This is a genomic window from Gluconobacter sphaericus, assembly GCF_016757795.1.
In the GTDB taxonomy this organism is placed as follows: domain Bacteria; phylum Pseudomonadota; class Alphaproteobacteria; order Acetobacterales; family Acetobacteraceae; genus Gluconobacter; species Gluconobacter sphaericus.
This window is the reverse complement of sequence record NZ_CP068419.1, coordinates 350,962-375,127: the sequence shown is the minus strand read 5'-3', so window position 1 is coordinate 375,127 and position 24,166 is coordinate 350,962. Positions and strand designations below refer to the sequence as shown.

At 59.7% G+C, this 24,166-nt stretch carries 24 protein-coding genes; 10 read left to right on the top strand and 14 right to left on the bottom strand.

Annotated features, from left to right (window positions below; genetic code table 11):
- Window positions 1-60: 60 nt before the first annotated feature.
- From IGS75_RS01910 to IGS75_RS01875, 8 genes are all read right to left on the bottom strand, one after another.
- Window positions 61-210 carry a DUF2474 domain-containing protein gene (locus tag IGS75_RS01910; protein WP_141351439.1) on the bottom strand — a complete coding sequence of 50 codons (150 nt, stop codon included), beginning with the start codon at window positions 208-210 and terminating at the stop codon, window positions 61-63.
- An 18-nt stretch (window positions 211-228) separates the two neighbouring features.
- Window positions 229-1,254 (bottom strand): cytochrome d ubiquinol oxidase subunit II, encoded by a 1,026-nt coding sequence (gene cydB, locus IGS75_RS01905; protein ID WP_141351437.1) that lies wholly within the window; start codon window positions 1,252-1,254, stop codon window positions 229-231.
- 5 nt (window positions 1,255-1,259) lie between these two features.
- The gene (locus IGS75_RS01900) at window positions 1,260-2,699 is read right to left on the bottom strand and encodes a cytochrome ubiquinol oxidase subunit I (protein WP_202257432.1); all 1,440 of its coding nucleotides are present in this window, start codon (window positions 2,697-2,699) and stop codon (window positions 1,260-1,262) included.
- Between the two features lie 218 nt (window positions 2,700-2,917).
- Window positions 2,918-3,982: a DUF2125 domain-containing protein gene (locus IGS75_RS01895; protein ID WP_202257431.1), complete on the bottom strand. Its 1,065-nt coding sequence runs from the start codon at window positions 3,980-3,982 to the stop codon at window positions 2,918-2,920.
- Window positions 3,983-4,231: 249 nt separating this feature from the next.
- The gene (locus IGS75_RS01890; RefSeq protein ID WP_202258046.1) at window positions 4,232-4,981 is read right to left on the bottom strand and encodes a lysophospholipid acyltransferase family protein; all 750 of its coding nucleotides are present in this window, start codon (window positions 4,979-4,981) and stop codon (window positions 4,232-4,234) included.
- 45 nt (window positions 4,982-5,026) lie between these two features.
- Window positions 5,027-5,620, bottom strand: coding sequence for a YdcF family protein (locus IGS75_RS01885; protein WP_202257430.1), 594 nt, complete (start codon window positions 5,618-5,620; stop codon window positions 5,027-5,029).
- Window positions 5,617-6,525 carry a cell division protein FtsX gene (locus tag IGS75_RS01880; protein WP_141351429.1) on the bottom strand — a complete coding sequence of 303 codons (909 nt, stop codon included), beginning with the start codon at window positions 6,523-6,525 and terminating at the stop codon, window positions 5,617-5,619. The genes IGS75_RS01885 and IGS75_RS01880 overlap by 4 nt, the downstream gene beginning before the upstream one ends.
- The gene (locus IGS75_RS01875; RefSeq protein WP_141351427.1) at window positions 6,522-7,223 is read right to left on the bottom strand and encodes a cell division ATP-binding protein FtsE; all 702 of its coding nucleotides are present in this window, start codon (window positions 7,221-7,223) and stop codon (window positions 6,522-6,524) included. Before IGS75_RS01875 ends, IGS75_RS01880 begins: the two co-directional genes overlap by 4 nt.
- A gap of 123 nt (window positions 7,224-7,346) precedes the next feature.
- Here IGS75_RS01875 and IGS75_RS01870 point away from each other — a divergent pair, with 123 nt between their 5' ends.
- Entirely contained in the window at window positions 7,347-7,835 is a 489-nt protein-coding gene (locus IGS75_RS01870; RefSeq protein ID WP_202257429.1) for a zinc-ribbon domain-containing protein, read from the top strand.
- A gap of 12 nt (window positions 7,836-7,847) precedes the next feature.
- Here the strand turns inward: IGS75_RS01870 and IGS75_RS01865 are convergent, their stop codons facing one another.
- Entirely contained in the window at window positions 7,848-8,258 is a 411-nt protein-coding gene (locus IGS75_RS01865; RefSeq protein WP_202257428.1) for a hypothetical protein, read from the bottom strand.
- A 137-nt stretch (window positions 8,259-8,395) separates the two neighbouring features.
- Here IGS75_RS01865 and IGS75_RS01860 point away from each other — a divergent pair, with 137 nt between their 5' ends.
- Genes IGS75_RS01860 through IGS75_RS01850 form a run of 3 tightly spaced genes read left to right on the top strand, consistent with a single transcriptional unit; the run spans window position 8,396 to window position 12,621 of the window.
- Window positions 8,396-10,195 (top strand): ATP-binding protein, encoded by a 1,800-nt coding sequence (locus IGS75_RS01860; protein WP_408876490.1) that lies wholly within the window; start codon window positions 8,396-8,398, stop codon window positions 10,193-10,195.
- A complete protein-coding gene (locus tag IGS75_RS01855; protein WP_202257427.1) occupies window positions 10,192-12,129 on the top strand; it encodes an ATP-binding response regulator in 1,938 nt (645 codons plus the stop codon). The genes IGS75_RS01860 and IGS75_RS01855 overlap by 4 nt, the downstream gene beginning before the upstream one ends.
- Before the next feature lie 57 nt (window positions 12,130-12,186).
- Window positions 12,187-12,621, top strand: coding sequence for a SufE family protein (locus tag IGS75_RS01850; protein WP_202257426.1), 435 nt, complete (start codon window positions 12,187-12,189; stop codon window positions 12,619-12,621).
- Between the two features lie 58 nt (window positions 12,622-12,679).
- Here the strand turns inward: IGS75_RS01850 and IGS75_RS01845 are convergent, their stop codons facing one another.
- The 3 genes from IGS75_RS01845 to IGS75_RS01835 form a co-directional block, all read right to left on the bottom strand.
- On the bottom strand, window positions 12,680-12,910 hold the full coding sequence (locus IGS75_RS01845; RefSeq protein WP_202257425.1) for a hypothetical protein: 231 nt from the start codon (window positions 12,908-12,910) through the stop codon (window positions 12,680-12,682).
- A gap of 105 nt (window positions 12,911-13,015) precedes the next feature.
- Window positions 13,016-13,669 carry an energy transducer TonB gene (locus tag IGS75_RS01840; RefSeq protein ID WP_228123823.1) on the bottom strand — a complete coding sequence of 218 codons (654 nt, stop codon included), beginning with the start codon at window positions 13,667-13,669 and terminating at the stop codon, window positions 13,016-13,018.
- Between the two features lie 134 nt (window positions 13,670-13,803).
- A complete protein-coding gene (locus tag IGS75_RS01835) occupies window positions 13,804-16,230 on the bottom strand; it encodes a glucose/quinate/shikimate family membrane-bound PQQ-dependent dehydrogenase (RefSeq protein WP_141351413.1) in 2,427 nt (808 codons plus the stop codon).
- A gap of 310 nt (window positions 16,231-16,540) precedes the next feature.
- On the opposite strand from IGS75_RS01835, the gene rpmI reads away from it, so the two are divergent.
- The 5 genes from rpmI to lpxB all read left to right on the top strand — a co-directional run bounded on the left by rpmI (window position 16,541) and on the right by lpxB (window position 21,993).
- Window positions 16,541-16,741, top strand: a complete 201-nt coding sequence (rpmI, locus tag IGS75_RS01830; RefSeq protein ID WP_046901279.1) for a 50S ribosomal protein L35 — start codon at window positions 16,541-16,543, stop codon at window positions 16,739-16,741.
- Window positions 16,742-16,754: 13 nt separating this feature from the next.
- Entirely contained in the window at window positions 16,755-17,111 is a 357-nt protein-coding gene (gene rplT, locus IGS75_RS01825; protein ID WP_011251849.1) for a 50S ribosomal protein L20, read from the top strand.
- 97 nt (window positions 17,112-17,208) lie between these two features.
- On the top strand, window positions 17,209-18,279 hold the full coding sequence (pheS, locus tag IGS75_RS01820; protein WP_141351411.1) for a phenylalanine--tRNA ligase subunit alpha: 1,071 nt from the start codon (window positions 17,209-17,211) through the stop codon (window positions 18,277-18,279).
- Window position 18,280: 1 nt separating this feature from the next.
- Complete coding sequence (gene pheT / locus IGS75_RS01815; protein ID WP_202257424.1) at window positions 18,281-20,749, top strand: phenylalanine--tRNA ligase subunit beta; 2,469 nt, start codon at window positions 18,281-18,283, stop codon at window positions 20,747-20,749.
- Window positions 20,746-21,993 (top strand): lipid-A-disaccharide synthase, encoded by a 1,248-nt coding sequence (gene lpxB / locus IGS75_RS01810; protein ID WP_141351407.1) that lies wholly within the window; start codon window positions 20,746-20,748, stop codon window positions 21,991-21,993. Before pheT ends, lpxB begins: the two co-directional genes overlap by 4 nt.
- Before the next feature lie 4 nt (window positions 21,994-21,997).
- Here lpxB and trpS read toward each other — a convergent pair whose 3' ends face one another.
- Together trpS and IGS75_RS01800 are read right to left on the bottom strand one after the other, a co-directional pair.
- Window positions 21,998-22,987, bottom strand: coding sequence for a tryptophan--tRNA ligase (gene trpS / locus IGS75_RS01805; protein ID WP_202257423.1), 990 nt, complete (start codon window positions 22,985-22,987; stop codon window positions 21,998-22,000).
- A 42-nt stretch (window positions 22,988-23,029) separates the two neighbouring features.
- The gene (locus tag IGS75_RS01800; protein WP_237468922.1) at window positions 23,030-23,515 is read right to left on the bottom strand and encodes a c-type cytochrome; all 486 of its coding nucleotides are present in this window, start codon (window positions 23,513-23,515) and stop codon (window positions 23,030-23,032) included.
- 95 nt (window positions 23,516-23,610) lie between these two features.
- Here IGS75_RS01800 and IGS75_RS01795 point away from each other — a divergent pair, with 95 nt between their 5' ends.
- A complete protein-coding gene (locus IGS75_RS01795; RefSeq protein ID WP_202257422.1) occupies window positions 23,611-24,153 on the top strand; it encodes a thymidine kinase in 543 nt (180 codons plus the stop codon).
- Window positions 24,154-24,166 lie beyond the last annotated feature (13 nt).

The following is a 24,166-nucleotide window of genomic DNA, read 5'->3' as shown; positions in this document are numbered from 1 at the left end:
ACACACAAAAAAAAGCCCCGCTCGAAAGAGGCGGGGCTTTTTTGAAAGGTCGTCCGACCGTTACCAGCCGAAGATGATCTTCTTGAGCAGTTCGGCTCCGAGGCCGACGACGATAACGCCGCCGGCCCAGATCGCTATGAACCAGCCCACACGTTTCATCCAGTTCAGGAAACCCGGTTTTTGGTCGGGCTGTCCGTATTCGATCCGCATGGGCCGGACTCCCTGTTCTTAGTGGTAGTGATGCTCGGCGGACATTTTTCCGCGGAACACGTAGTACGAATAGGCCGTGTAGGACAGGATCAGCGGCAAAAGGAACATCGTACCGACCAGCAGGAAGGTCTGGCTCTCCGGCGGAGAGGAGGCCTGCCAGATGGTGATGGTCGGCGGTACGATATAGGGCCACACATTGATGCCCAGACCGCTGAAGCACAGGAAGAACAGGCCCAGCGTCGCGATGAACGGCAGCAGGTGCGAGCGCGGGTTCCGCAGTCCGAGGAATAGCGTTGCTGCGAGAACGACGACTGCAACCGGAACCGGCGCCACCAGAGCGAGCTGCGGCATGTCCAGCCAGTGCTGCATGTATGTGGCGTGGAGCATCGGCGTCCAGACGGAGACCAGGGCGATCGTGACCAGCATCAGACCGGCAAGAGTGAAGGAAATCCTGCGCATCGTGTCGTGCAGTTCGCCTTCACAGCGCCATAGCAGCCAGGTCGCCCCGAGAAGTGCGTAGCCGATGACCACGGCAAGGCCGCAGAACAGGGAGAACGGTGAGAACCAGTCGAAGCTGGAACCGACGAACACGTTGTTCTCGACCTTGATGCCCTGGACGAGCGTTCCGAGAATGATGCCCTGCATGAAGGCCGCCACGATGGAGCCGCCGCAGAAGGAAATGTCCCAGAAGAACTGGCTCATGGGCGATTCCGACTTGAAGCGGAACTCGAAGGACACGCCGCGCAGGATCAGGGCCAGCAGCATGAACAGGATCGGCAGGTAAAGGGCCGGGAGGATCGTGCCGTAGGCGACGGGGAAGACGCCATAGAGTGCGGCTCCGCCAAAGATCATCCAGGTTTCGTTGCCGTCCCAGACTGGGGCGACGGTGTTGACCATGAGGTTACGGTGATCGTGGTCCTTTTCCTTGAGGAACAGGATGCCGATCCCGAGGTCGAAACCATCAAGGCAGACATAGAGGAAGATGGCGGTTGCTGCGAGCAGCGCCCAGACCACCGGGAGCCAGAAGCCGGCTGTTTCTGTCATGGTTCTTACTCCGCCATGCCAGCGCCGGCCGTCGGGCTGGACGGGGGCTGATGGGAGACCTGTGTTGTACCTGCGGCACGCTGGGGCTGGTCTTCAGCGGGGCCGTGTTCGCCTGGATGGGGTTCTTCGGCGAAGGTCCGCAGCAGGATGGTGATGCCACCCATGAACACGATGAAATAGACGACGATGAAGGCAATCATCGACGTTGCGATGCTCGGCAGAGCGATCGGGGAGACGCTGTCGGAGGTCCGCAGCAGGCCGTAGACCGTGAAGGGCTGGCGACCGACTTCAGTCGTGATCCAGCCGCAGAGCAGGGCGAGGAAGCCCGCAGGCGACATGAACAGCGCGATACGGTGCAGAAGCGGCGTATCGTACAGCTTGCCTTTCCAACGCAGATACAGCGACCACAAACCAACCAGCACCATCAGCATGCCAAGGGCGACCATGATGCGGAAGGAGAAGAACAGCAGCGGGGAATAGGCGCGGTCTTCCTTCGGGAAGTCCTTCAGGCCCGGAACCTTGCCGTCGAGGCTGTGCGTCAGGATCAGCGAGCCCAGATAGGGGATAGCGATCTTGTAGTGCGTGGTCTCGTTTTCCATGTCCGGAATGCCGAACAGGATCTCTGGCGCCCGGCTTTCGGATTCCCAGTCCCCTTCGAGCGCGGCAATCTTGGCAGGCTGATATTCAAGCGTGTTCAGGCCCTGCGTATCACCTGCCAGAACCTGGATCGGGGAGACGATGGCAGCCATCCACATGGCCATGGAGAACATCAGACGAACCTGTTCGGACGCTTGACGGCCTTCACGACGCGCCTTGAGCAGATGCCATCCGGCCACGCCTGCCACGATGAAAGCCACGCACAGGAAGGCTGCGAGGCCCATGTGCACGATGCGGTACGGGAATGACGGGTTGAAGACGATCTGCCACCAGTCAACAGGCAGGAAACGGCCGGTCGCCTCGTCGATGCGGTAGCCGCGGGGTGTCTGCATCCAAGAATTGGAGGACAGGATCCAGCTCATGGAAATCAGCGTGCCGATCGAGACCATGCAGGTGGCTGCGAAATGCAGGCCCTTGCCGACGCGGTTGAGGCCGAACATCATGACGCCGAGGAAGCCGGCTTCAAGGAAGAAGGCCGTCATGACCTCATAGGCCAGCATTGGACCGAGGATTGGACCGGCTTTCTGCGAGAAGGCCGACCAATTCGTTCCGAATTCGTAGGACATGACGAGGCCGGAGACCACACCCATGCCGAAGACGACGGAAAAGACCTTCAGCCAGTATTTGAAGAGGTCCAGATAGGCGCTGCGCCCCGTTTTGAGCCACAGGCCTTCGAGGACTGCGAGATAGGCTGCGAGACCGATCGAGAAAGCCGGGAATACAATATGGAACCCGACCGTAAATGCGAACTGGAAACGCGCCAAGAATAGAGCCGACAAGCCAAACATGTCGATTACCTTCTGGGTAGATGGCGAAACGCAAAGGCCAGGAGGAAGGATGTCGGCTCCTCAGGGGCCTCACGCACACACAACAGGGTAACGAAGTTGTGATTTCTTCGTGTGTTGCCGTCTTTTGAACCCTTTAAACGTATTTTGCCAGAAAAGTTTGATGCGCTGAGCATTATTTTGATAAAAATCAATGCGGCATCCAGAATTTTCCAAGGCGTTCAGGGGGCTCTGAAGCCATGGCTGATAAGCGCTGAAACTGTCTGCGCATCCGGAAGGATTTGACCATTGATGACTGGCATGGAGAGAGAAAGGGCGCGCTGCTTCATGGTCGGGATACTGGATGTTTTTTGCAGCAATTTTTGCAGTACCGACTGAAGGTCAGGAGCAAGATGTGACTCTATTTCCGGACGATTAAGCAGCCGGGCCGCCAGTTCCTGCCAGTGGGTCATGGTGAGGGTGAGCGTGCCATTCTGTTCTGGCAGGGAGATGGCGCCTGTCAGGGTGATCCGGTTGTCTGAGGAGGCCGGAACGGGAGACGCGGATGCATCCTGAAGGATGAAGCGTCCGTAAGAGGTGGGATCGAGCAGTGAAAGGCTGGGTGATGACTGCGATGCTGTCAGGGCGATTGCCAGACGTCCGTTGTGCAGATCGCTGGAGAGGCCATAGGGCAGGGGAAAACCATTAACTGTGGCGGCATCCGCGATGAGGCCGAGGCGTGTGGCATCCGGACGGGCAGCGGGAAACCGTATGAGGCGTCCGGAGAGGGTCTGTACGGAGAATTGTCTGCCCGGCCATCTGCCGGAAAAGGCCAGTTGAAGCCGGGGCGCCGAAAAGATCAGGTGTTCCGGAGTGCGGAAGCCGATCTGAAGGCCAGACGCCAGCACGGTCAGAACATTCTTATTCACAACGAGGCGGGCAGCCTGATGTCCTGTCAGGGAGAGCAGAAGCCCTGCATGGAGCAGGGAGAGCCATGATCCGCCCAGACGGATTTTCTCACCGGCCCATCCCGCATCATAAGGCGATGCGGCTGAGGCTGGGTGTGTACCGTTCAGGCGGTCGATTTCCACCCAGGCCCCGAAGGGCCAGCCGCCCTTACGCAGAGGAGTCGTCTCAACCCTCCAGCCATTTTCGTGCGCGGAAGTCAGAGTGGTTTGGGCCGTAACGTCCAGCCTGTGGATCGTACAGAGCCAGAAGACTGTATCCAGCACTGCAGCTATTGCGAGTACGGCAATCAATACCACAGCAGATCGACCGTAACGCACAGTAAAGAATGGACGAGCCATTGAGCATATCTTTTCAGGTGTGGCTGCGGGATTGGTCAAGTCCCATCTGTTTTATCCCCAACCATTGAAAGAAGCTCCAAAGCGTTGGAAAAAGCTCACGAACGTGTGATTTTAAACGGGGCTTCTGGAAGCGTGAAATGCTGAAAGTGTCAGAAAATCAAGGAATTCGGAGATTCTGTCAGAGATAGGGCGTCAGGAAGGCGTCGGGTCTGGAATACTTCTGAAAAATTTCAGTTTTTTGCAGCCCGGTCATGCATTTTCTGGGTCCACAGAGTTATCCACAGGATCGCGGGGAAGGGTATGGGTTGTGCACAGTTCATCCCACGCGCTCTCCAGAGCCTGGGTGAAGGCCTTGCGCTCCTGCTGGGGCGGCAGGGGGTGACCGATGACGACGTGCAGGGTTCCCGGACGCTTGAACCAGGCATTGCGGTCCCAGAATAGACCTGAATCGGTTGCGACGGGCACGATGGGAACGTCTGTCTGTCGTGCCAGGGCGACGATGCCGGGTTGGATCGGATGACGCTCTCCGGGAAGGGTACGGGTTCCTTCGGGAAAAATGATGATCTGACGATCGTCGGCATGGGCTGCCTTGCTGTCCCGCATCATGTTGCGGAGGGCTTTTGAGCCGGCCTTCCGGTCGATGGCGATCATGCCGGTCAGGAGCAGCATCGGGCCTACGACGGGGATACGGGTCAGTTCGGACTTGATGATGTAGTCGGGCCGGTCGACAAGAGTCATCCAGATGAAGCCGTCGAAGAAGGACTGGTGCTGCGAGGCGATCAGCAGCGGACCGGAAGGCAGGTTCTCGCGCCCTGTGACTTCGATGCGGACCGAGCAGATCCGGGTGAATCCGGCCAGAACGGCCCGTGCCCAGAGCTTCGCGTAGGACAGGGCCAGATCCTGATTTTTCATGAGGCGGATCGGAATGGTGCCGAGGCCCATGAACAGAGTGATCCAGAAAAGATAGAGATTGAAAAGGACGCCGCGAAGAATGCTCATCATGGTGTTCTGCACACCAGAAAAGCAGTTCGGACACAAGGGCTGTCAGGCGCCGTCCAGTCCTTCCCGGCCATCCGGAAGGCCGGTAAGGACGCAGATTTCCGCGCCGAGGAATTTGTTGTACTCGCGGAACATCAAGAACAGGATCCGGCGGGAAAGGGGCGCCTGAAGGGCAAGGGGCACGACCGGATAGGGTACGAGGGCTAGATCCGGAGCCACGCGATGGATTTCGAGAACTGCTCGGCGGATATGGTAGCCGGCTGTGACGATCAGCAGGCGGTGGAGGTGATTGTCACGGGCCCACTGGGCGGTTTCGTGGGCGTTGCCGATCGTGCTGGTGGCACGGCGGCCGAGCGTGATTCGCTCTGCCAGGGGGGAGGAAAGAGACTCCTGCTGGAGATGCAGGATGTGCTGCAACGTGACATGGGGGCCGACTCCTGAGATCAGGAGCAGGTGCCCGTATCCGCCCCGCAGGAGCGTGATGCCCGTATCGACGCGCTGCTCTCCACCGGTCAGGGCGACGATGCCGTCGCAGACGGGGGCCGTGACGGAAGCCTTGCTCGCGTCCTGAATGAACCAAGTGAATCCTGCAAGCCAGAGCCCGCCTAGAGCCAGGCATGTCAGAAACAGGCGCTTCATGGCAGCCGCCGGAGCCAGACGAGCACGACGGTCTGAGCGGTAAGCCAGCCCAGGCAGGCGGCAATCAGAGGCAGGGCGCCAAGCTCTTCGAGTAGAAGGTGGGGTAGGACGTGCAGGGTGTTCCACTCGCTGACCAGCATGCTCTGCCATGTTGTTGCAGGCAGCGCGATTGGTCCAGCGTCACGTGAGAAGGGTGCCAGTTTTCGAGCGAGCATGGTGATGACCGGGCTCAGGAAGAACAATCCAGTGAGGCCCCCGGCGAGGCTCAGAAGGGCGGCCCTGCCAGCAATGCGACTGGAGATCATCATATCTCCGGCACCGAGGAAATGGACGATCTCGACGGCCTTGCGCTGGGCCATTACGGAGCGGCGGACGGTCATGCCGACTGAAAGGATTGCGATGGCGGCGATAAGGCTGACCGCAAGCCAGGCGCAGGCGACGAGGCTGATTCCCAGACCGTTAAGGCGCTCTCCCCAGCGACGGTCTTCTTCCACAACGGCTTCTGGCAGGGTCTCATGGACGATCTTACCCAAATCAGGTGTTCCGGTATGGGCGATGATCAGAACGACGGGCAGGGAAAGGCCGGGGAGATGTCCGCTGTCCGAGATCTGCCCGAGCCAGGGGGCGAGAAGGGTCTGTACCTGCTGCGGAGAAAGTTCTCGAACGGTGGTGACATCTGGTGTCTTATGGAGCGTCTGGATGAGCGTGCGGGTGCGGTCTTCAAGCTGGGGCGTATCGGACGGGATCTCGATTGTGGTGGCGTTGCGCGCGGCGCCGGCCCAGCCTTCGGCCAGAGTTTGAACGCCTGTCAGTCCGGCGAGCGAAAGTCCGCCTAGTAGGGTCATGAGTGCGACCAGAAGCGGCAGGCTGCCGGAGCGCAGGCCGGGGGAGACAGGCGCGCTCATGCTTTATTGCTCCGGAGTGCGGCAATTCCGTCCTGAATATCGGTTCCTGCGAGTGTGCCGTCCTGGAGGATGATGGACGCGGCCGGAGTTTCGCGGATCAGCGCTTCATTATGGGTGGCAACGATGACAGTCGTGCCCATTTCCACCAGTTCCTGAAACGTGGCCAGCAAGCGACGGGCCTGCGCGTCCTCGAGGGCGTTGGTGGGTTCGTCAGCCAGCAGGACTTCCGGACGGCCAATCAGGGCGCGGGCGATGGCGGCGCGCTGCTGTTCACCGCCGGAAAGGGTCCCAGGGCGCTTGTCAGCGAGATGCGCGACGTCCAGCCATTCCAGAACGGCGAAGGCCTCGCGTCTGGTGTCGCGTTCGGAGGCGCCGCGCAGTCTCAGCGGGAGAGCCACGTTGTCGAACACAGTCCATTCCCCGATCAGGCGATAATCCTGGGGAACAAACCCGATCCTTCGCCGCAGGTTTCGTAACGTGGTCCGGCTGGCCTGACTGATGGACACGCCAAGCAGGTCCATCTGACCGGCCGAAGGGCGTGTTTCGAGTGTCAGGAGGCGCAGTAGACTCGACTTTCCTGCTCCGGACGCCCCGAGGAGCCAGCGGAATTCTCCCTGCGGGACGGTGAGCGTCAGATTTCGCAGAACGGGCTGTCCTACGTCGGGGGGCATCATCGAGACATTCAGGAGGCGAATCATGATGCCTTCATTGAAAAGGTGGGTAATTTATTAACCATTTAATAACGATCATTTCGTCATAACAGGCAAGCACACGGATCAGGCTAGGCCGGATCGGAGCCGGCTGTCGAAGGGATTGATTGAATGCGCATTGAATGCTCCCACTGCCATGCAGTCTTTGAGGTTCCGGAGGCGCTGACAAAAGGAGTCAAACGTCTGCGTTGTGCCAACTGCGGAGAGAGCTGGGAGCTGGGCGTGACCGTAGATTCGAAACAGGAAGAGGCGCCCTCAGGGGCTGTTGCCGCGCCTGAAGCTTTCGAGGTGCCCGAAGAGGAGGCTGCGCCTTTCGTTGCGGAGTCGCCGGCTTCAGGGGGCGAAGTGGCGTTCCGGGCGACCGGGGCGATGGCCAGTCGCAGCGATGGCCGCCGTTCCGCGGTTCTGCATTCGCGCTCGACCGGAGAGGTACAGGCGCCCACGGACACGGCTGCTTTGTCGATGATCGGGTCTACGGGAGCTTGGATTGCGGCCTGGGGCGCCAGTCTTGTGTTGGCAGGATCTGGGGTGGCTGCACTGTGGTACTGCAAGGGCGCAGGCGTTTTCGGCTTTCTGCCTGGGGTCGGACATTTTTCCTGACCCCTACGCATCTTACATGTTGCGGGCGGCGAGGGCCGAGACCGTGGCTCCGATCGCGGCGATGGCCATGAGGAGGATACCGTCGAAAATCAGGGAGCCCGGCGTAACGAGGTGAGAACCGATCTGCAGATGGTCCGGGAGAGTCCCGGCGACATGGTTCATGATGTCACGCGCTTGTGGATCTGCTGTAGCAGCGCTCGTGGTGATCGCATTGACGATATGTGGCAGGATGTACCAGCCCACTCCGAGAATCAGAAGGAGAGGCGCCAGAAGCTCGGCGATCTGCTGGGCCAGATAGAAGGCGAAATAGCAGACCGACCAGATGCCCGTCCTGATCATGGAGGACGTGGTGAGCGATGAATCGCTGCGGCTGCTGCGGCCCAGAAGGCGGTCCGTGATATGGGATGGGGGCTGCATGTCCATAGATATGGCTTCCAGTGGTCCGGCAACGGGAGTTAGTCTTCGCCCCTGAAAACGGACGAATGGTTCACTTCGGACTAGCTGCAAGAGAACGCCAATGCAAACTTTCCCGTGCTGTCATGCCTTTTCCTGAGTTCGAGATGCCTATGGTGACGTCCAACATGCCTCGGGTGGTCCTTGTGGAACCCGACTGTGACCATGCCAGACAGATTGCCCAGGTTCTGGTTAAGGAGGGGTTTGCGCTGACCTGCGCCATGAGTGGCGAAGAGGCGCTGGGCACGATCGAGGAGGCCATGCCGGATCTGGTGGTTGCCTGTACCGAACTGCCGGGCATGAGTGGTGGCCAGCTTGCGCGGCGGTTGCGTCTGGATGCGCTGACCCGGAACATCCCGATCCTGATGCTGACGGAAGATGCGTCACCAGGTGTGGAGCGTGAGGGGCTGGAGAGTGGTGCGGACGCCTATATTTCCAAGTCAGCCCATCCGGATCTCATGGTGCTGCGGATGCGCGCTCTTCTTCGCGAAGGGCCGGAACTCCTTCAGGTCGATGAGGCATCCCGTCTGCGCCGGGCGCGGATCGTGATCGTTAATTCTCCGCGTGATGATGAAGAGGAGGAAGAAGTTGTCGAGGATGTTCCCGAGACTACTTTGGGAGAACTGCTCTGGCGTGATGGGCATACTGTCACCTCGATCGAGCGGTCCGACGATCTGATTGAGGGAGGGTGGCTTCGGGGGGCGGACAGTCCGGACTGTCTGGTGTTGGAACTGGGCAGCGGGGACGAGGATCTGAAGTTCTGCCGGCTTCTGGATGCGCGGCGGCAGGCTGTTCTGGAGGCCGGTGGCATTCCGTTCCGGACCCTTGGGATCGTGGAAGCATCACGGTTCAGGCGGCAGTCTTCCGGCGAGTTCTTCGAAGCAGGAATCGACGATCTGGTACCGAGTGATATCGCGCTTGAAGCGCTCGCGATGCGAATCCGTACGTTGGCCCAGCGCAGGATGGCGCAGGACGAGTTCCGCCAGCAGGAAATCGAGCGTCAGCAGAACGCGCTGACATTGGAAGCGGCGCGAGCCAAGGCGGAAATGGCCGAAGCTTTGGCGCAGGCCAACATGGAACTGGCGCGGACGAATGAGCGGCTTCTTCAGGCGCAGTCCAAGCTCGTTCAGACGGCAAAAATGGCCTCGCTGGGTGAACTGGTGGCGGGGATTGCGCATGAGATCAACAACCCGCTCGCTTTCACGATTGCACATGCCGATACGGTAGCGCGGACGCTCAAACGCCTGCAGGGTGTCAATGCGTCCGACGAGGCGATGTCATTGACGAAAAAAGGTATGTCGCGTCTGGACTCGATGAAGCTCGGCTTGCAGCGGATCCAGAACCTTGTTTTGAGTCTGCGCCGCTTTTCACGGCTGGATGAGAGCTCCTTCCAGAAGGTCGATGTTCCGGCAGCGTTGGAAACGGCGCTGGCTCTTCTGGCGCACAAGTTGGGGCCGGGGATCATCGTGCAGAAAGATCTTCAGGCGCCGGCCGAACTGGTCTGTCAGCCAGCGTTTCTCAATCAGGCTGTCATGAACATCATTTCCAATGCGGCTGATGCGATGGCGGACATGTCTACGGATGGAGATATCGTGCGGGGCAGGATCGTCATTGCCTCGCGGCTGGAAAACGGGCGCTACGAAATGAGTGTGAGTGACGACGGATCGGGGTTGCCGCCTGACTTGCGGACGCGAATTTTCGATCCGTTCTTCACGACCAAGCCCGTTGGAACCGGGACAGGTCTGGGGCTGGCCATTGCTTATAGCGTTATGGAGGCGCATGACGGGGTGATTGAGGTAACGGATGCCAATCTGCCGGACGGGCGCGGGGTCGGAGCGTGTTTCCGGATGAGTTTGCCCGTTCGCATGACCGAGGAGGGGCCGGTGGCGACTGGCCGCGCAGCATGACTTTCTGGAGCGCAAAAGGGCCGTCGCGTCCTCTAATTCTGCTGGTGGATGATGAGGAGGAAATCCTCGTTGCCCTGACGGATCTGTTGGAAGACCAGTATGAAATCCTGTCCACGACGGACCCGCTGCGGGCGCTGGATCTGTTGCGGGAATATCGGGATGTTGCGACCATTATTTCTGATCAGCGGATGCCTGGCCTGACCGGGGACCAGTTGCTGATGCAGGCGCGGGCTTTTTCGGACGCGCGTAGTATTCTGCTGACGGGATATGCGGATCTGGAGGCCGTCGTATCTGCGCTGAATCAGGGCCAGGTACAGGCTTATGTGCATAAGCCGTGGGATTCGGATGCGCTGCGCTCTCTGGTGGGCGAGGTCACGCAGCACTGTCTGGCGCAGCGAGCATTGAAGACCGAGCAGGCGTTGCTGCGTGGACTGATGGAAGCTCTTCCAATCGGGCTTGTTTTTTCGGATAGGGACGGGCGGTGCATCCGCAGCAATGTCCGGAATGAATCCGAGAGCGGGGCTGAGAACGAGCAGGCTCATTTTCCTGAAAAGCTATGGCCCGAGATCACCGCCATGCGTGAAGATGTCCGTGTTTCCGGGCAGGAAGAGCGTTTGGTCAGCGAGGTTCTTACGGAAGGAGAGGGGCGTTCTGTTGTGCGCTGGCATGAGCTGACGCGGTTGGCTCTTGCCTGGCCGGAAGGTGCTTCCAGGGCGGATGCCTGGCAGGTCAGCATGGACCGGGATGTGACGGCCCGTGTCGCTATGGAATCACGACTGCGTCAGGCTGAAAAGCTGCAGTCGCTTGGGACGCTGGCTGGCGGTATCGCGCATGATTTCAATAATCTGCTGGCGGCGATTTCAGGGTCTCTCGAACTTCTGGAAGATATTGCGGAGTTTGATGAGGCATCTATGGCGCTGCTTCGCAATGCCACGGATTCTGCCCAGCGCGGGGCCGTTCTGACGCGGCGGTTGCTTCAGTTCGGACGCCCGCGTGAGGCGCGTTTGTCGGCGGTGTCGTTGGGGCAGTTGCTGCCGGGGCTGACGGATCTTTTGCGCCAGAGCCTCAAAAAGCGGGGTGTATCGGCATCGGCGGCTCCGTGCGCGCTGTGTGTGGAAGATGTGCCGTCGGATCTGCCGCTGGTCTGGTCTGATGCAGACCAGCTTGAAATGGCGCTCTTGAACCTGTGTGTGAATGCACGGGATGCCATGGCGGATGGTGGCACGGTGCGAGTCAGTGCACATGTCGTCGAGCAGAAGCGGACGGGTCTTCCCGCGGAATGCTGTCCGGACTGGGCCGTAGCGCTGGAGATCGTTGATGAAGGCGAAGGTATGCCGCCGGAGGTTGTGGCAAGAATTTTTGATCCCTTCTTTACGACCAAGGATGTCGGGCGTGGGACCGGGCTGGGTCTGTCCAGTGTGTATGGTTTTCTGAGTCGGAGTTATGGCGAAATCGTTGTTGACAGTGTCGTGGGCAAGGGGACGCGCATGACGCTGCTGCTTCCCGTGGCGCAGGGTAGCCAGAAGCGGGTTTCTGTGGCGCCGCTTCAGGGGGCAAAGCTTGAACAGCGCCTGAAAGTTCTGGTGTTGGATGATGAAGCACCGGTGCGAATGGTGACGGCCGGATTCCTGGCCCAGGATGGTCATGAGGTGACGGCTGTTGCCTCGTTGGCAGATGCGCTGAAGCGTGTTGATCCGGCGTCCCCTTTCGCGCTGGCGATCATTGATATGAGGATGCCGGATCATGATGGTCTGGCCTGTGCGGAAGCATTGTTGAAGGCCCTGCCCGGATTGAGGGTGCTGTTTATCAGCGGGCACACAGATGATATGCCGGCCCCTGAAAACGGGCTTCTTTTGCCGAAGCCCTTTACGCAGGAAAGCCTGCAGAGGGCTGTTGCTGAAACCATGCGTTCTGTTGACGCTGGCGCGTCATAAGAAGCCGGTTTTGCATGGGTTGGCGGCAATGGGTCTGTGAATTGGAGATTGTGACACGTGAGTGATGCCTATCTTGTTCCCCAGGAGGACACGGCTGCTGCGGCTATCGAGGAGATCGAGGCTGAGTTGGGTCTGTTTGATGACTGGATGGAACGGTATCAGTACATCATTGAGATGGGACGCAAGCTGCCGCCATTTCCGGAAAAATGGCAGGATGATGCCCATCGTGTTTCGGGCTGTCAGAGCCAGGTCTGGCTTGAAGCGGTCGAACGGGATGGAAAGCTGTTTTTCGCCGGGGCGTCGGATGCCGCGATCGTTCAGGGGCTCGTGGCGCTTTTGCTAAGGGTTTATTCCGGCCGCCCGAAATCGGAAATTCTGGGAACAAGCCCGGTGTTTTTGCATGACATGGGGCTGGTTAAGGCGCTGTCAACGAACCGCGGCAATGGGGTTGAGGCCATGGCGCAAGCCATTCAGAAGCGCGCATCACACTAGAAAGCAAAAACCCCGCAGGCTCAACGCCAGCGGGGTTTTTTATGCAGAGAGTATAATCTTACTGCGGGTGACTTGCCGACGGAGCGGTGCTGGTTGCAGCTGCCGTGCCATTGGCAGTCGCCGGGCACTTTGTGAATTTTCCTTTTGCGTCCCGGCAGGGCTTTGGCTTCTGGGGAGCTTCGCATTTCGTGAACTTGCCCTTGTCGTCGCGACAGGGCTTGGCGTGGGCCATCTGGGTACCGAGCGCCAGAACGGCGAGTGCAGCAACGGAGAGACGACGGAACGGCATGGGTATGATCTCCAGAGTTGTGGCGGGTTACGGGGAACGAGGCCTGGTTCTCGGAAAAGCATGCATATGTTGAGAGCGGCGTGCAAGCTGTCTTGTACTGGCAGGCTAATGGAAGCCTTGCTGGTCCACGGGATGAGTCGTGTCCCAGGTGATGTTCCCCCGGTACTGTGCTGTGACGGGTTTTCCGTCCCTGAGGGCCGGGTAGTATCTGGCAAGGCTGAAATAGGCGAGCGAAGCGCGTTTTAGGATGGGTGGGCCGTCGCTGACTATGCAGTCATGTGCGGCGCCTATTTGGTCGATCTGACAGAGGACAGTGATGTGACCGCTAATTCCGGCAGCGTCGGCGGCTTCGGGATAATGGGGTGGGGGCGTATGGGCCTTGTCGAGCATCGGTGTCGTTAAGTCAGGCGAGGCATGGAAGGTGTAGGTTTTCTCCCAGGTGCCGGGAGTGGCCACGTTGTTCTGGTATGCGGGCAGGAACGTTGAGCTGTAGGTCATCTGCTCGGCTGCGAGGCCGAAATCCGGTTGTGAGGCGGAAGACTGGCAGTCGGTGGCTATTCCGGAAGCGCTGATGACGCAGCGGACATGGGCCGTTCCACTTCTGTGAAATTCAAGTTCGGCGGGCGGGTAAATGAGGGTGCTGTGATGGTGGGGATCCAGCATCGCGCCGAGAGGATGGTCTTCGGCCTTTGCGGGCAGGCTGCTGCCCGCAAAGAAAAGGGTAAGAGTCAGAAGTGGGTGGATGACGGACAGTCTCAAGATATGTCTCTCATCGGGAAATGAATTTGTTACTATATGTAACTATTGTATCTTCCGCCAGTCTGCCGGAATGAAAAAAGGGGAGATGCCTAATGGCATCTCCCCTTTTCTATAGCCCAAAGGGTCCTGTCAGATCATTTCTGATCGGGCAGGGCGTAGGCGATGATGTCGTCGCCCATGCGGGTCGGGAACGAGTTGTGTCCGCCTGCATAGGTTACGATGTACTGCTTGCCGTTGATGGCATAGGTCATCGGAGTGTTCTGGGCGCCAGCCGGCAGGCGATCCTGCCAGAGGACCTTACCCGTCGTCAGGTTGTAAGCCCGGATGTAGTAATCCATGGACGACGTCAGGATGCCGATGTTGCCAGCCGTGGAGAGCGGGCCACCAAGGCTCGGGACACCGATCTTGATCGGTGGCAGCGGGATCGGCAGGGAGCTTCCGTACATCGAGTCACGCAGTGTGCCGTTGCGGTGCTGCCAGACGACCTTGTTGGTCTTCAGGTCAATACCGGCGACATAGCCCCAGGGCGGCGTGCGGCAGGGCATCTTGATGCCGAACGGCAGCAGCACCGGATCCAGGAAAGGATGCAGGTTGACGGCATACGGAATGCCATAGTTGTGCTGCAGTCCGGTTTCACCACCTGTACCCTTGGCGTTTTCGTCGGGCCAGAGCGGGTTGCCCGGTCCGCGGGGAACGAGCTGGGAGACGAACGGCAGGGAGATCGGGTTGGCGAAAGCCACCTGACGCTGCGGATCGACGGACAGACCGCCCCACTCGAACATGCCCAGATCGCCCGGGAAGATGAGCGAGCCCTTGAGCGACGGCGGCGTGAAGGGGCCTTCGTAGCGCAGGGTGTGGAAATAGATGCTGCAGAACATCTGGTCGAAGATCGTGCCGCCCCAGATATCGGAATCGTTCAGCGGGTTCTTCGGACGCAGGGTCAGCTGAGACATCCGCTGGGTCGGGCTGGTGTGATCGCCCGGAGCAGCGCCCTGGGGAACCGGGGTTTCCGGAGCCGGGACGATTTCCTTGCCGGTACGACGGTCGAGGACGAAGATGTCGCCGGTCTTGGTCGGAGCGTAGATGGCCGGAACAAGCGTGCCGTCCTTCTGTGTTACGTCCACGAGGCTCGGCTGGGACGGAACGTCCATGTCCCACAGATCATGATGAACGGTCTGATAGAACCAGGCGAGCTTGCCCGTGTCTGCGTTCAGCGCAACGATACCTGGAGCGAAACGCTCGGAATCCTTCGTGCGGTCACCGCCCCACTGGTCGGGAGTACCCACGCCCATCGGGATGTACACGAGGTTCAGATTCTTGTCGTAGGACGACACGATCCAGGAGTTCGGGGAGTTCGGGTGGAAGACAGGGTGGCTGTCATCCGGAAGCTGGTTCGGATCCGGGTTGGACGCATCGAACACCCAGACGCGCTTGCCGGTGTAGACGTCGAATGCCTGCGTGGCGCCTGAAGCCTGCTTGACCGAGCCGTTATCGGTGATGGCGCTGTTGGCGATGATCAGCTTGTCCGTGATAACCGGCGGAGACGTCGGCTCGTACTGGCCGGGCGTCGTGTAAGGCTGGTTTGGAAGGCGCAGATTGATTTCGCCGTTGTTGCCGAAGCCGGAGCAGGTCTTGCCTGTGTCGGCATCGACTTCAACCAGACGGCCATCATTGACCGGAAGGATGATGCGCTTGGCGCAGTCCGTCGGAGCAGGGTTGCCATCGGAATCCGTGGCATTGGCCGGCGTTTCGTGGAAGCTGACGCCACGGCAGGTCAGATGCTGGAAGCCCGGATTGATCTGGAGATGCGGATCGTAGACCCACTTGACGTTGCCGGTGGCACCATCAATCGCAAACAGCTTCTGGTGCAGGGAGCACATGTAAAGCGTGTTGTTGAACTCGATCGGGGTCGCTTCGTTCGTCGCTTCGCCGGGGTCGTTGGAGTTCATCATATCCTTGGTGTGGATATGCCATGCGACCTTGAGGTTGCTGACGTTGGATGCGTTGATCTGGTTCAGTGGGGACCAGCGGTCACCGGCTTGCGTACGACCATAGGCGTGCCATTCGCTGGCCGGGACGTTGTCCGGGTCGGCGGGGGAGGCGTTTGCGATCTGCGTCGGCAGTTCGCCGCTGATGTCATGCGGGTCGGTGAAGAGGCTGGCGAATAGGGCCAGAACCGCAACGCCAACGGCGCCGGCGAGCGGCAGAACGGTCGTCCGCGTACCACCGATCTGGCGGGAGACGAACGGCAGCAGCAGCCAGATGCCGAGGATGATGACGATGTCCGAGCGCGGGATCAGGGCCCAGATGTCGAGACCGACAACCGTGAGTTCCCAGATGACCGTTGCGAAAACGGCAACTGCGAACAGGTAAAGGGCAGCTGGATTGCGCCGGAATGAGAGGAAAGCCGTGGCGAGGAGCGCCAGACCGAGGAGGACATAATAAAGAGGGCCGCCGATGGCAGCGACCCATGCGCCGCCAACGGTAAGGATCGCGCCGCAAAGCGCGAAGACCGCGGCCGTTATCAGGGCCCAGAGCCCTGGCCGGGATGTTGTACTCATGATGTTCCTGAAGATGTTGTTCTGGTGCAGCACGGTGACTTCCGGACAAAGCACATGGAAGGATATCAAGGGTCAAGATGTCAGAAGGTTCATCTCGCTCACGTCACTGTGAGGGCATTCACGTCGTCGTGACTTGAGGAAAGGGGGAACTTATGATTGAGCGTTCAAGAAAATAATGCGCTTGCAGAATACTTTGGTCTCCGATAAGGACACCGCTTCCGCGCACGCGTCCGGGCCACGAGTGGCATGCCCGGCCGTGCAGAGTCCTTACTGTGTGCAGGACCAATCGTTTACGGCGAGGGAGACCGAAATGCCCAAGATGAAGACCAAGTCGTCGGTCAAGAAGCGGTTCAAGATCACCGCGACCGGCAAAGTGATGTGCGGCCCGGGCAACAAGCGCCATGGCCTTATCAACCGTCCGCAGAAGATGAAGCGCACCAACCGCGGTCCTCAGACCATGACGGACATGGATGCGAAGACAATCAAGCAGTGGGCGCCCTACGGGCTCTGAGGAGATAAGGTAAATGGCACGTGTCAAGCGGGGCGTAACGTCGCACGCCCGTCACAAGAAGGTTCTCGAGCTCGCCAAGGGCTATCGCGGCCGTTCGTCCACGAACTACCGTATTGCTCTGGAGCGCGTCGAGAAGGCGCTGCGTTATGCGTATCGTGACCGTCGCAACAAGAAGCGTGATTTCCGCGCCCTGTGGATCCAGCGTATCAACGCTGCTGTCCGCGAGCATGGTCTGACGTACAGCCGCTTCATCAATGGTCTGGACAAGGCTGGCATCGAGATCGACCGTAAGGTCCTCGCCGCCATCGCTTTTGACGATAGCGCTGCTTTCGGTGAAATCGTGAAGAAGGCCCAGGCCGCTCTCGGCTGAGCTTTTCCGGCTTGATCCCTTCGGGGGTCTGGTGACTGGCGGGCCGTCCTGTTATCAGGACGGCCCGTTTTGTTTTGTGCTGCAGGGGATGGGCGGTATGGCTGACGATCTCGATATACTCAGGAATGACACGCTGGCTGCGCTGGCCGGAGCGCAGGACCGCGTCCAGTGGGACGCGATCCGCGTCGGGACGCTGGGGAAGTCTGGTGCGCTGACGGCTCTGCTTAAACAGTTGGGCAAGCTGGAGCCGCAGGAGCGCAAAGAGCGCGGTCAGGCGCTGAATGGTCTGCGCGATGAACTGACGGCAGCTATTGAGGCCCGTGGTCGCGATATCGAGGAAGAGGCGCTTCAGGCGCGTCTGCGCTCTGAGCGCGTGGATGTGACGATGCCGGCGCCCGCAGTTGTGACAGGCACCATCCATCCCATCAGCCGGACCATTGAGGAAATGACGGCCATTTTCGGCGCAATGGGCTTCTCCGTCGCCGAAGGGCCGGATATCGAAAGCCAGTGGCATAATTTCTCGGCCCTGAATACGCCCGAGCATCATCCCGCCCGGACCGAACACGATACGTTCTATTTGCCTCCGAAGAATGAGGGTGGGGAGCCACGGGTGCTGCGCACACAGACCTCGGGTGTGCAGATCCGTACAATGCTCGGTTCACAGCCTCCGGTCCGCATCATTGCACCCGGCCGTACCTATCGCGCTGATCATGATGCGACCCATTCGCCGATGTTCCATCAGTGTGAAGGTCTTGTAGTCGATCGCAACATCACGCTTGGCCACCTTAAGGGCTGCTTGATCGAATTCCTGCGCGTCTATTTCGACAAGCCGAACCTGCCTGTGCGGTTTCGTGCGTCTTACTTTCCGTTCACCGAGCCTTCCATGGAAGTTGATATCGGCTGGTCGAAGGCGACTGGCGAGATCGGTGCTGGCTCTGACTGGCTGGAAGTTTTGGGATCGGGGATGATCCATCCACGGGTTCTGGCGAACTGTGGGCTTGATCCGGCCGAATGGCAGGGATTTGCGTTTGGAATGGGGATCGAGCGTCTGGCGATGCTGAAGAACGGCATCCCCGATCTGCGGTCTTTCTACGAAAGCGATCTGCGCTGGCTGCGTCATTACGGATTTTCGGCATTTTCGCCTGCTACGCTGACGGAGGGCGTGTGACATGAAGTTCTCTCTTTCCTGGCTGCGCGAACATCTTGATTTTACAGTTTCTGTTGAAGAGATCTGTGCCCGGCTGAATGTCATCGGGCTTGAGGTCGAAGGCGTCGAAAATCCCGCTGATCGTCTGATGGGTTTCCGGACTGCGAAGATCGTCGAGGCACATCGTCATCCGGATGCAGACCGGCTTCAGGTCTGCCGGGTTGCTGCGGGCACCGGCTTTGAAGATGTGCAGGTCGTTTGCGGTGCGCCGAATGCGCGGGCTGGCTTGCACGTGATTTTTGCGACGCCGGGCACGTATATTCCGGGCCTCGACATTACCATCAAGAAGGGCAAGATCCGGGGGCAGGACAGCAACGGGATGCTGTGCTCTCTAAAGGAGCTGGGCCTGGGCGAAGAAAGCAACGGGATTGCCGAGCTTTCCGAAGCGGCTCCGATCGGTGAGTCTTATGCAGCCTATGCCGAACTGGATGATCCGGTCATTGAGATCGCGATTACGCCCAACCGGGGCGATGCGCTGAGTATTCGTGGCATTGCTCGGGATCTGGCTGCGGCGGGCATCGGACGTCTCAAGTCTTGGTTGACGGAGGCGGTGGAAGGGGATTTCCCGTCTTCGCTGGCGTGGAAGACTGAACATCCGGCTTGCCCGTATATTGTTGGGCGTGTGATCCGGGGCGTGAAGAACGGGCCGAGCCCGGATTGGCTGAAGCGTCGTCTGGAGGCGGTCGGGGTCAAGCCGATTTCGGCGCTTGTCGATGTTACGAACTACCTCACTTATGATCTCGGCCGTCCGCTGCATGTCTTTGATGTTGCAAAACTTAAAGGCGATACGCTTACGGTGACGCCTGCGGCTCGAGAGACCTTTACGGGCCTTGATGGGCGCGAATATGTGCTCGGCACCGAGGATATGGTCATTGTCGATGAAGCCGGTGTGCAGTCGCTTGCCGGTCTGATTGGCGGTGAAAGCAGTGGCGTGGATGAAAACACGACTGATGTGTTTGTAGAATCCGCTCTCTTTGATCCTGTACGGATTGCCCTGACAGGACGTCGTCTGGCCATTCACACCGACGCGCGGCAGCGGTTCGAGCGCGGGATCGATCCGGCACAGGTTCTCAATGGACTTGAAGCCGCTACGATCATGATCCGCGATCTGTGTGGCGGTGAAGTCAGCGAGATCACCGAGGCTGGGGCTCTGCCGGACTGGGAACGGACGGCGACGTTGCGGTTCGAGCGTCTGAAGACACTGGGCGGTGTAGATATCGCGGCTGACGATGCCGTCCGCTCCCTTGAGCATCTGGGCTTTGAGGTGACGGAACGGACGGAAGACGCCGCGACGTTCCTGGTGCCGTCCTGGCGCAATGACATTGCCTCGGGACAGGTTCTGGCGCAGGCCCCGACGCTGGATGAAGACGTGGCGGGTCGGGCTGCCAGCCATGTGCAGGCAATGGAAGCGGAATGCGATCTGCTTGAGGAAGTGCTGCGGCTTTACGGGCTAGACAATGTTCCGGCGGTTGCGTTGCCGCAGACGACGGTTGTGCCGGCTCCGGCTGTAACGCCGCTTCAGGCGCGTGCGGCCCTGTTGCGTCGTGTCTGTGCGGCACGCGGGTTGACCGAGACGGTTGGCTTCTCGTTCGTGGCGCAGGGTGATGCGGCTCTGTTCGGTGACGTGCTGGAAGCGCATCATCTGCTGAATCCGATTGCCACTGATCTGGACCAGCTCCGTCCGACCCCACTGATCAATCTGGCGCGGGCTCTTTCACGTAATCTGGCCCGCGGTCTGGGTCTGTCGGGTGAAGGGGCGCTGTTCGAGGTTGGACCGAGCTTCGATGCAACCGGACAGCATCTGCGTCTGGCGGGTCTGCGGGCTGGTCTGACGGCGCGTGAGCCTGGTGTTGCGGCGCATGAAGCAACGCTTTGGGAGGCGAAGGCGGATCTGACTGCCGCTCTGGTGGCACTGGGAGTGCCGGAAGCAGCGCTGTCGGTCACGGCTGATGCCCCGGGTTTCTATCATCCGGGCCGGTCTGGCCTGGTACGGCAGGGTCCGAAGATGGTGCTGGGGACGTTTGGTGAACTGCATCCGCGTGTCGCGCGGGCGCTGGGACTGAGCGGAACCGTGGTGGCGTTCGAAGTCTATCTGGATCAGGTGCCGCTGCCAAAGGCTAAGCGCAAAGCTGCGCCTGTTCTGTCTCCGCTGCAGCCTGTCCGCCGTGATTTCGCTTTCGTGGCGGGATCGGATGTGGAAATTCAGGCTGTTCTGAAGGCCGCGCGGATGGCGGATCGCAATCTGGTGCAGGATGTCCGGCTGTTTGATGTGTTTGAGGGCGGCAGTCTGCCGGAAGGACATCGTTCGCTCGGGGTGGAAGTGATCTTGCAGCCACAGAGCGAGAGTCTTACGGATGCGCAGCTTGAAGCGGTTTCCAAATCGGTGGAAGCTGCGGTGCTCAAGGCAACAGGGGCTGTGCTGCGTCGATGAACTCTCTTCCAGAATCCGGATCTGACGGACAGTCCTCGACGGACCCTTCCCAAAAAGCCACGCTTTTGCCCCGTTACGGGCGGGTAATCTGGATTCTGGCGGGTGAGGCCAGTGGAGACGTGATCGGTGCACGTCTTATGCAGGCACTCCATGCGCAGGACCCTTCGCTGGTTTTTGCTGGTGTCGGGGGCGGGCGTATGGAAGCGCTCGGGCTGCACAGCCTGTTTCCCATGAGCGATCTGGCGGTCATGGGGCTTGTCGAAGTGCTGCCCCGTCTGCGGCATCTGTCGCAGCGGCTTCTGGAGGCCGTTCAGGATATTGAGCTGCGTAAGCCGGATCTTGTTGTGACGATCGACAGCCCAGGTTTTGCTCTGCGTCTGTTGCAAAAGATTGAGCGTTCCGGGATTAAGCGCGTTCATTATGTGGCGCCTCAGGTCTGGGCTTGGCGCGAAAACCGGGTCAAGGAGTTTCCGGGGCTCTGGGACAGGCTGCTTTGCCTCCTGCCTTTTGAGCCTGAGTGGTTTGCAAAGCGCGGGCTTGAGGGGCGGTTTGTCGGGCATCCGGTGCTTCAGTCGGGCGTGCGGCAGGGGAATGCGCAGCGCTTCAGGCTGAGGCACAATATTCCGGCCAATGCGCCCGTTGTGATCCTGATGCCGGGTAGCCGGCGTTCGGAAGCCCCCCGGCTTCTGCCTGTTTTTCGCAAGATGTTGGATCTGTTGCGGGTGCAGTATCCGGATATCTGTCCTGTGATCCCGGTTGCGCCTGTGATTGCGCCGACGATCCGTCAGTTGATCCGTAAATGGCCGGTTCAGCCCCATATCGTCACGGATATCCATGACAAGCACGACGCCTTTGCGGCAGCGCAGTGCGCCCTGACCAAGTCAGGGACATCCACATTGGAGCTTGCGATGGGTAATGTGCCGATGGCGGTGACGTATCGCGTCAACCCGGTGACGGCGACGATTGCGCGGCGTCTGATCAAAGTGCCGCATGTGGCGATGGTCAATCTGCTGGCCGGACGAGAAGTGGTGCCGGAACTGCTTCAGGAAGATTGCACGCCAAAGAAACTGACCGAGATGGTCTCGAAGCTGTTGAGTGATCCGCAGATGGTGGAAAAGCAGCGTATGGCGTTTGCTGACGTGCTTGAGATGCTCGCACCGCCTGTGGGGACGCCCGCTGATGCAGCTGCTGCGGAGATCATGGATTTGCTGAACGAGCCGGTTTCCCGGTCGTCCAGCATTTGAAATCCTAGCGCAGGAAGCCGACGAGGCGTTCGGCTTCCTGAACGATCGGTTCCGAAACGCTGTTTGCACGTTCGGCACCGGCACGCAGGACCGAGAGCAGATGCGTTTCGTCCTGAAGCAGGCGCTGCGTTTCGCTGGCGACCGGGGCCAGACGTTCCACCAGAAGCTCGGCGAGAGCATTCTTGAACGGGCCAAAGCCCTGACCGCTGAAGCGGGCCAGAATGTCTGCCGGTGTTTCATCCGACATAGCTGCATAGATGGAGACGAGGTTTCGGGCTTCCGGACGTTCGCTCAGACCGTCCGTTTCGCTGGGGAGCGGTTCGGAATCGGTCTTGGCGCGGCGGATTTTCAGGGCGATGTCGTCTGCGGTGTCGGTCAGGACAATGCGGCTCTGTTCTGACGGGTCGGACTTGGACATCTTCTTGCTGCCATCGCGCAGGCTCATGACGCGGGCTGCGGCGGGAGGGATGAAGGCCTCCACCTGCGGGAAGAACTCCACGCCCATGTCGTGATTGAACTTCTGGCCGATGTCGTTGGTGAGCTCGATATGCTGGCGCTGGTCTTCGCCGACGGGGACGCGGGTTGCGTGGAAGGCCAGAATGTCGGCGGCCATCAGGTTCGGATAGACATACAGGCCCGCCGAATGGTTCTCGCGGTTCTTGCCGGCCTTGTCCTTGAACTGGGTCATGCGGTTGAGCCAGCCGAGGCGCGAGACGCAGTTGAAAATCCAACCGAGGCGGGCATGCGCGCTGACGGCAGACTGGTTGTACAGGCGTGTGGGTTCGATTCCGGCCGCCAGAAGGCAGGCTGTCGAACCGAGCGTCTGTTCACGCAGGGTTTGCGGGTCCCAGGGCATGGTGATGGAATGCAGGTCCACCAGACAGAAGACGCAGTCATGGTCTTCCTGCAGCGTAACCCAGTTGCGGATTGCTCCGAGATAATTGCCCAGATGGGGAATGCCGGTTGGCTGAATGCCGGAAAATACGCGCTGCATGGGTTCTGTCTTCATTTGTTGGGAAAGGGGAAGCGAACGGCTTCAATGAACGGGTGTTTGCAGGTCGAGCTTCTGCCGTTCTTGCAAAACTTCCGTCGCCGACATCGGATGAGCCCGTGCGGCTGCGACGTCAGCGGCGGTGAATGTCGGGGCGTCTGCGGGCATTTCTTGACTTGCGACGAATGTCAGGATGCGGGCGATCTCGTCGTTGGAGAGGCGGTGAAAAGACGGCATGGAACTGTTGTAATGGCCATCTCCCGCCGTAATGGGGCCGTTTAGTCCGTAAAGCAGGACGTCGGCCAGGTAGTGATGCCCGGCAGGAGTTTGTGCGATCGGGCCAACGCGGCCAAAAATCGGGGCGACTTCAGAAACCTGACCATGACCGCCGTGGTGGCAGGTGCTGCATTCATTGGCGTATTCGCGCGGGGCCTGAGCGCGATTTTCCCAAGCGTGACCGACAACGAAGACCGCCACCATGAAAATGGCGAGAAACAGAGGCAGTCGGACGGCTGGGTCAATTCTGATCACAGCGTCGTTGTCGCATTTTCAGAGCCGTTTCAGCAAGTCCGGGGCTTGGCAAATCGGCTGTAATAGGGCTCATGGCGCTATCGGAAGGAGAAGCCATGACCGTTAGAGGCCGTCTTGTATTGTATGTGGGGCCGATGTTTGCGGGGAAATCCGCGCATCTGATTGCTGCCGCAAAAAAGCAGACGGATGTTCTGGCCCTCAAGCCCGGCTTTGATACGCGCGATGGCGCAGAGCTCGTTAGCCGGGATGGATCTCATCTCGCTGCGATGTCGGTGAACACATGGCCCGAAGATGCGGACCTGTACGGTCATATCGTTCTGGATGAGGGGCAATTCTGGGTTACGCCGCATTATCAGGGCGATATCGTTGAGGATATCCGGGATGTTCGGGCGCTGGGCGTGGATGTGACCGTCGGGGGGCTGGATACCGATTACCGGCGCGTTCCGTTCGACGTCATGGAGCGGCTAAGGGAAGATGCGGATGAGGTTATTGTCCTGACGGCGCGTTGTCATGTTTGTGGCGCGCCTGCCGTCTGGACCGCGAAAACCCATGACACCGGTCATCTTCTGGAGACGGGGGACCAGGAGCTTTATGAAGCGCGTTGCGATGCGCACTGGACTCTGCCGGAACAGTCCTGAATGCTGCTCCGGC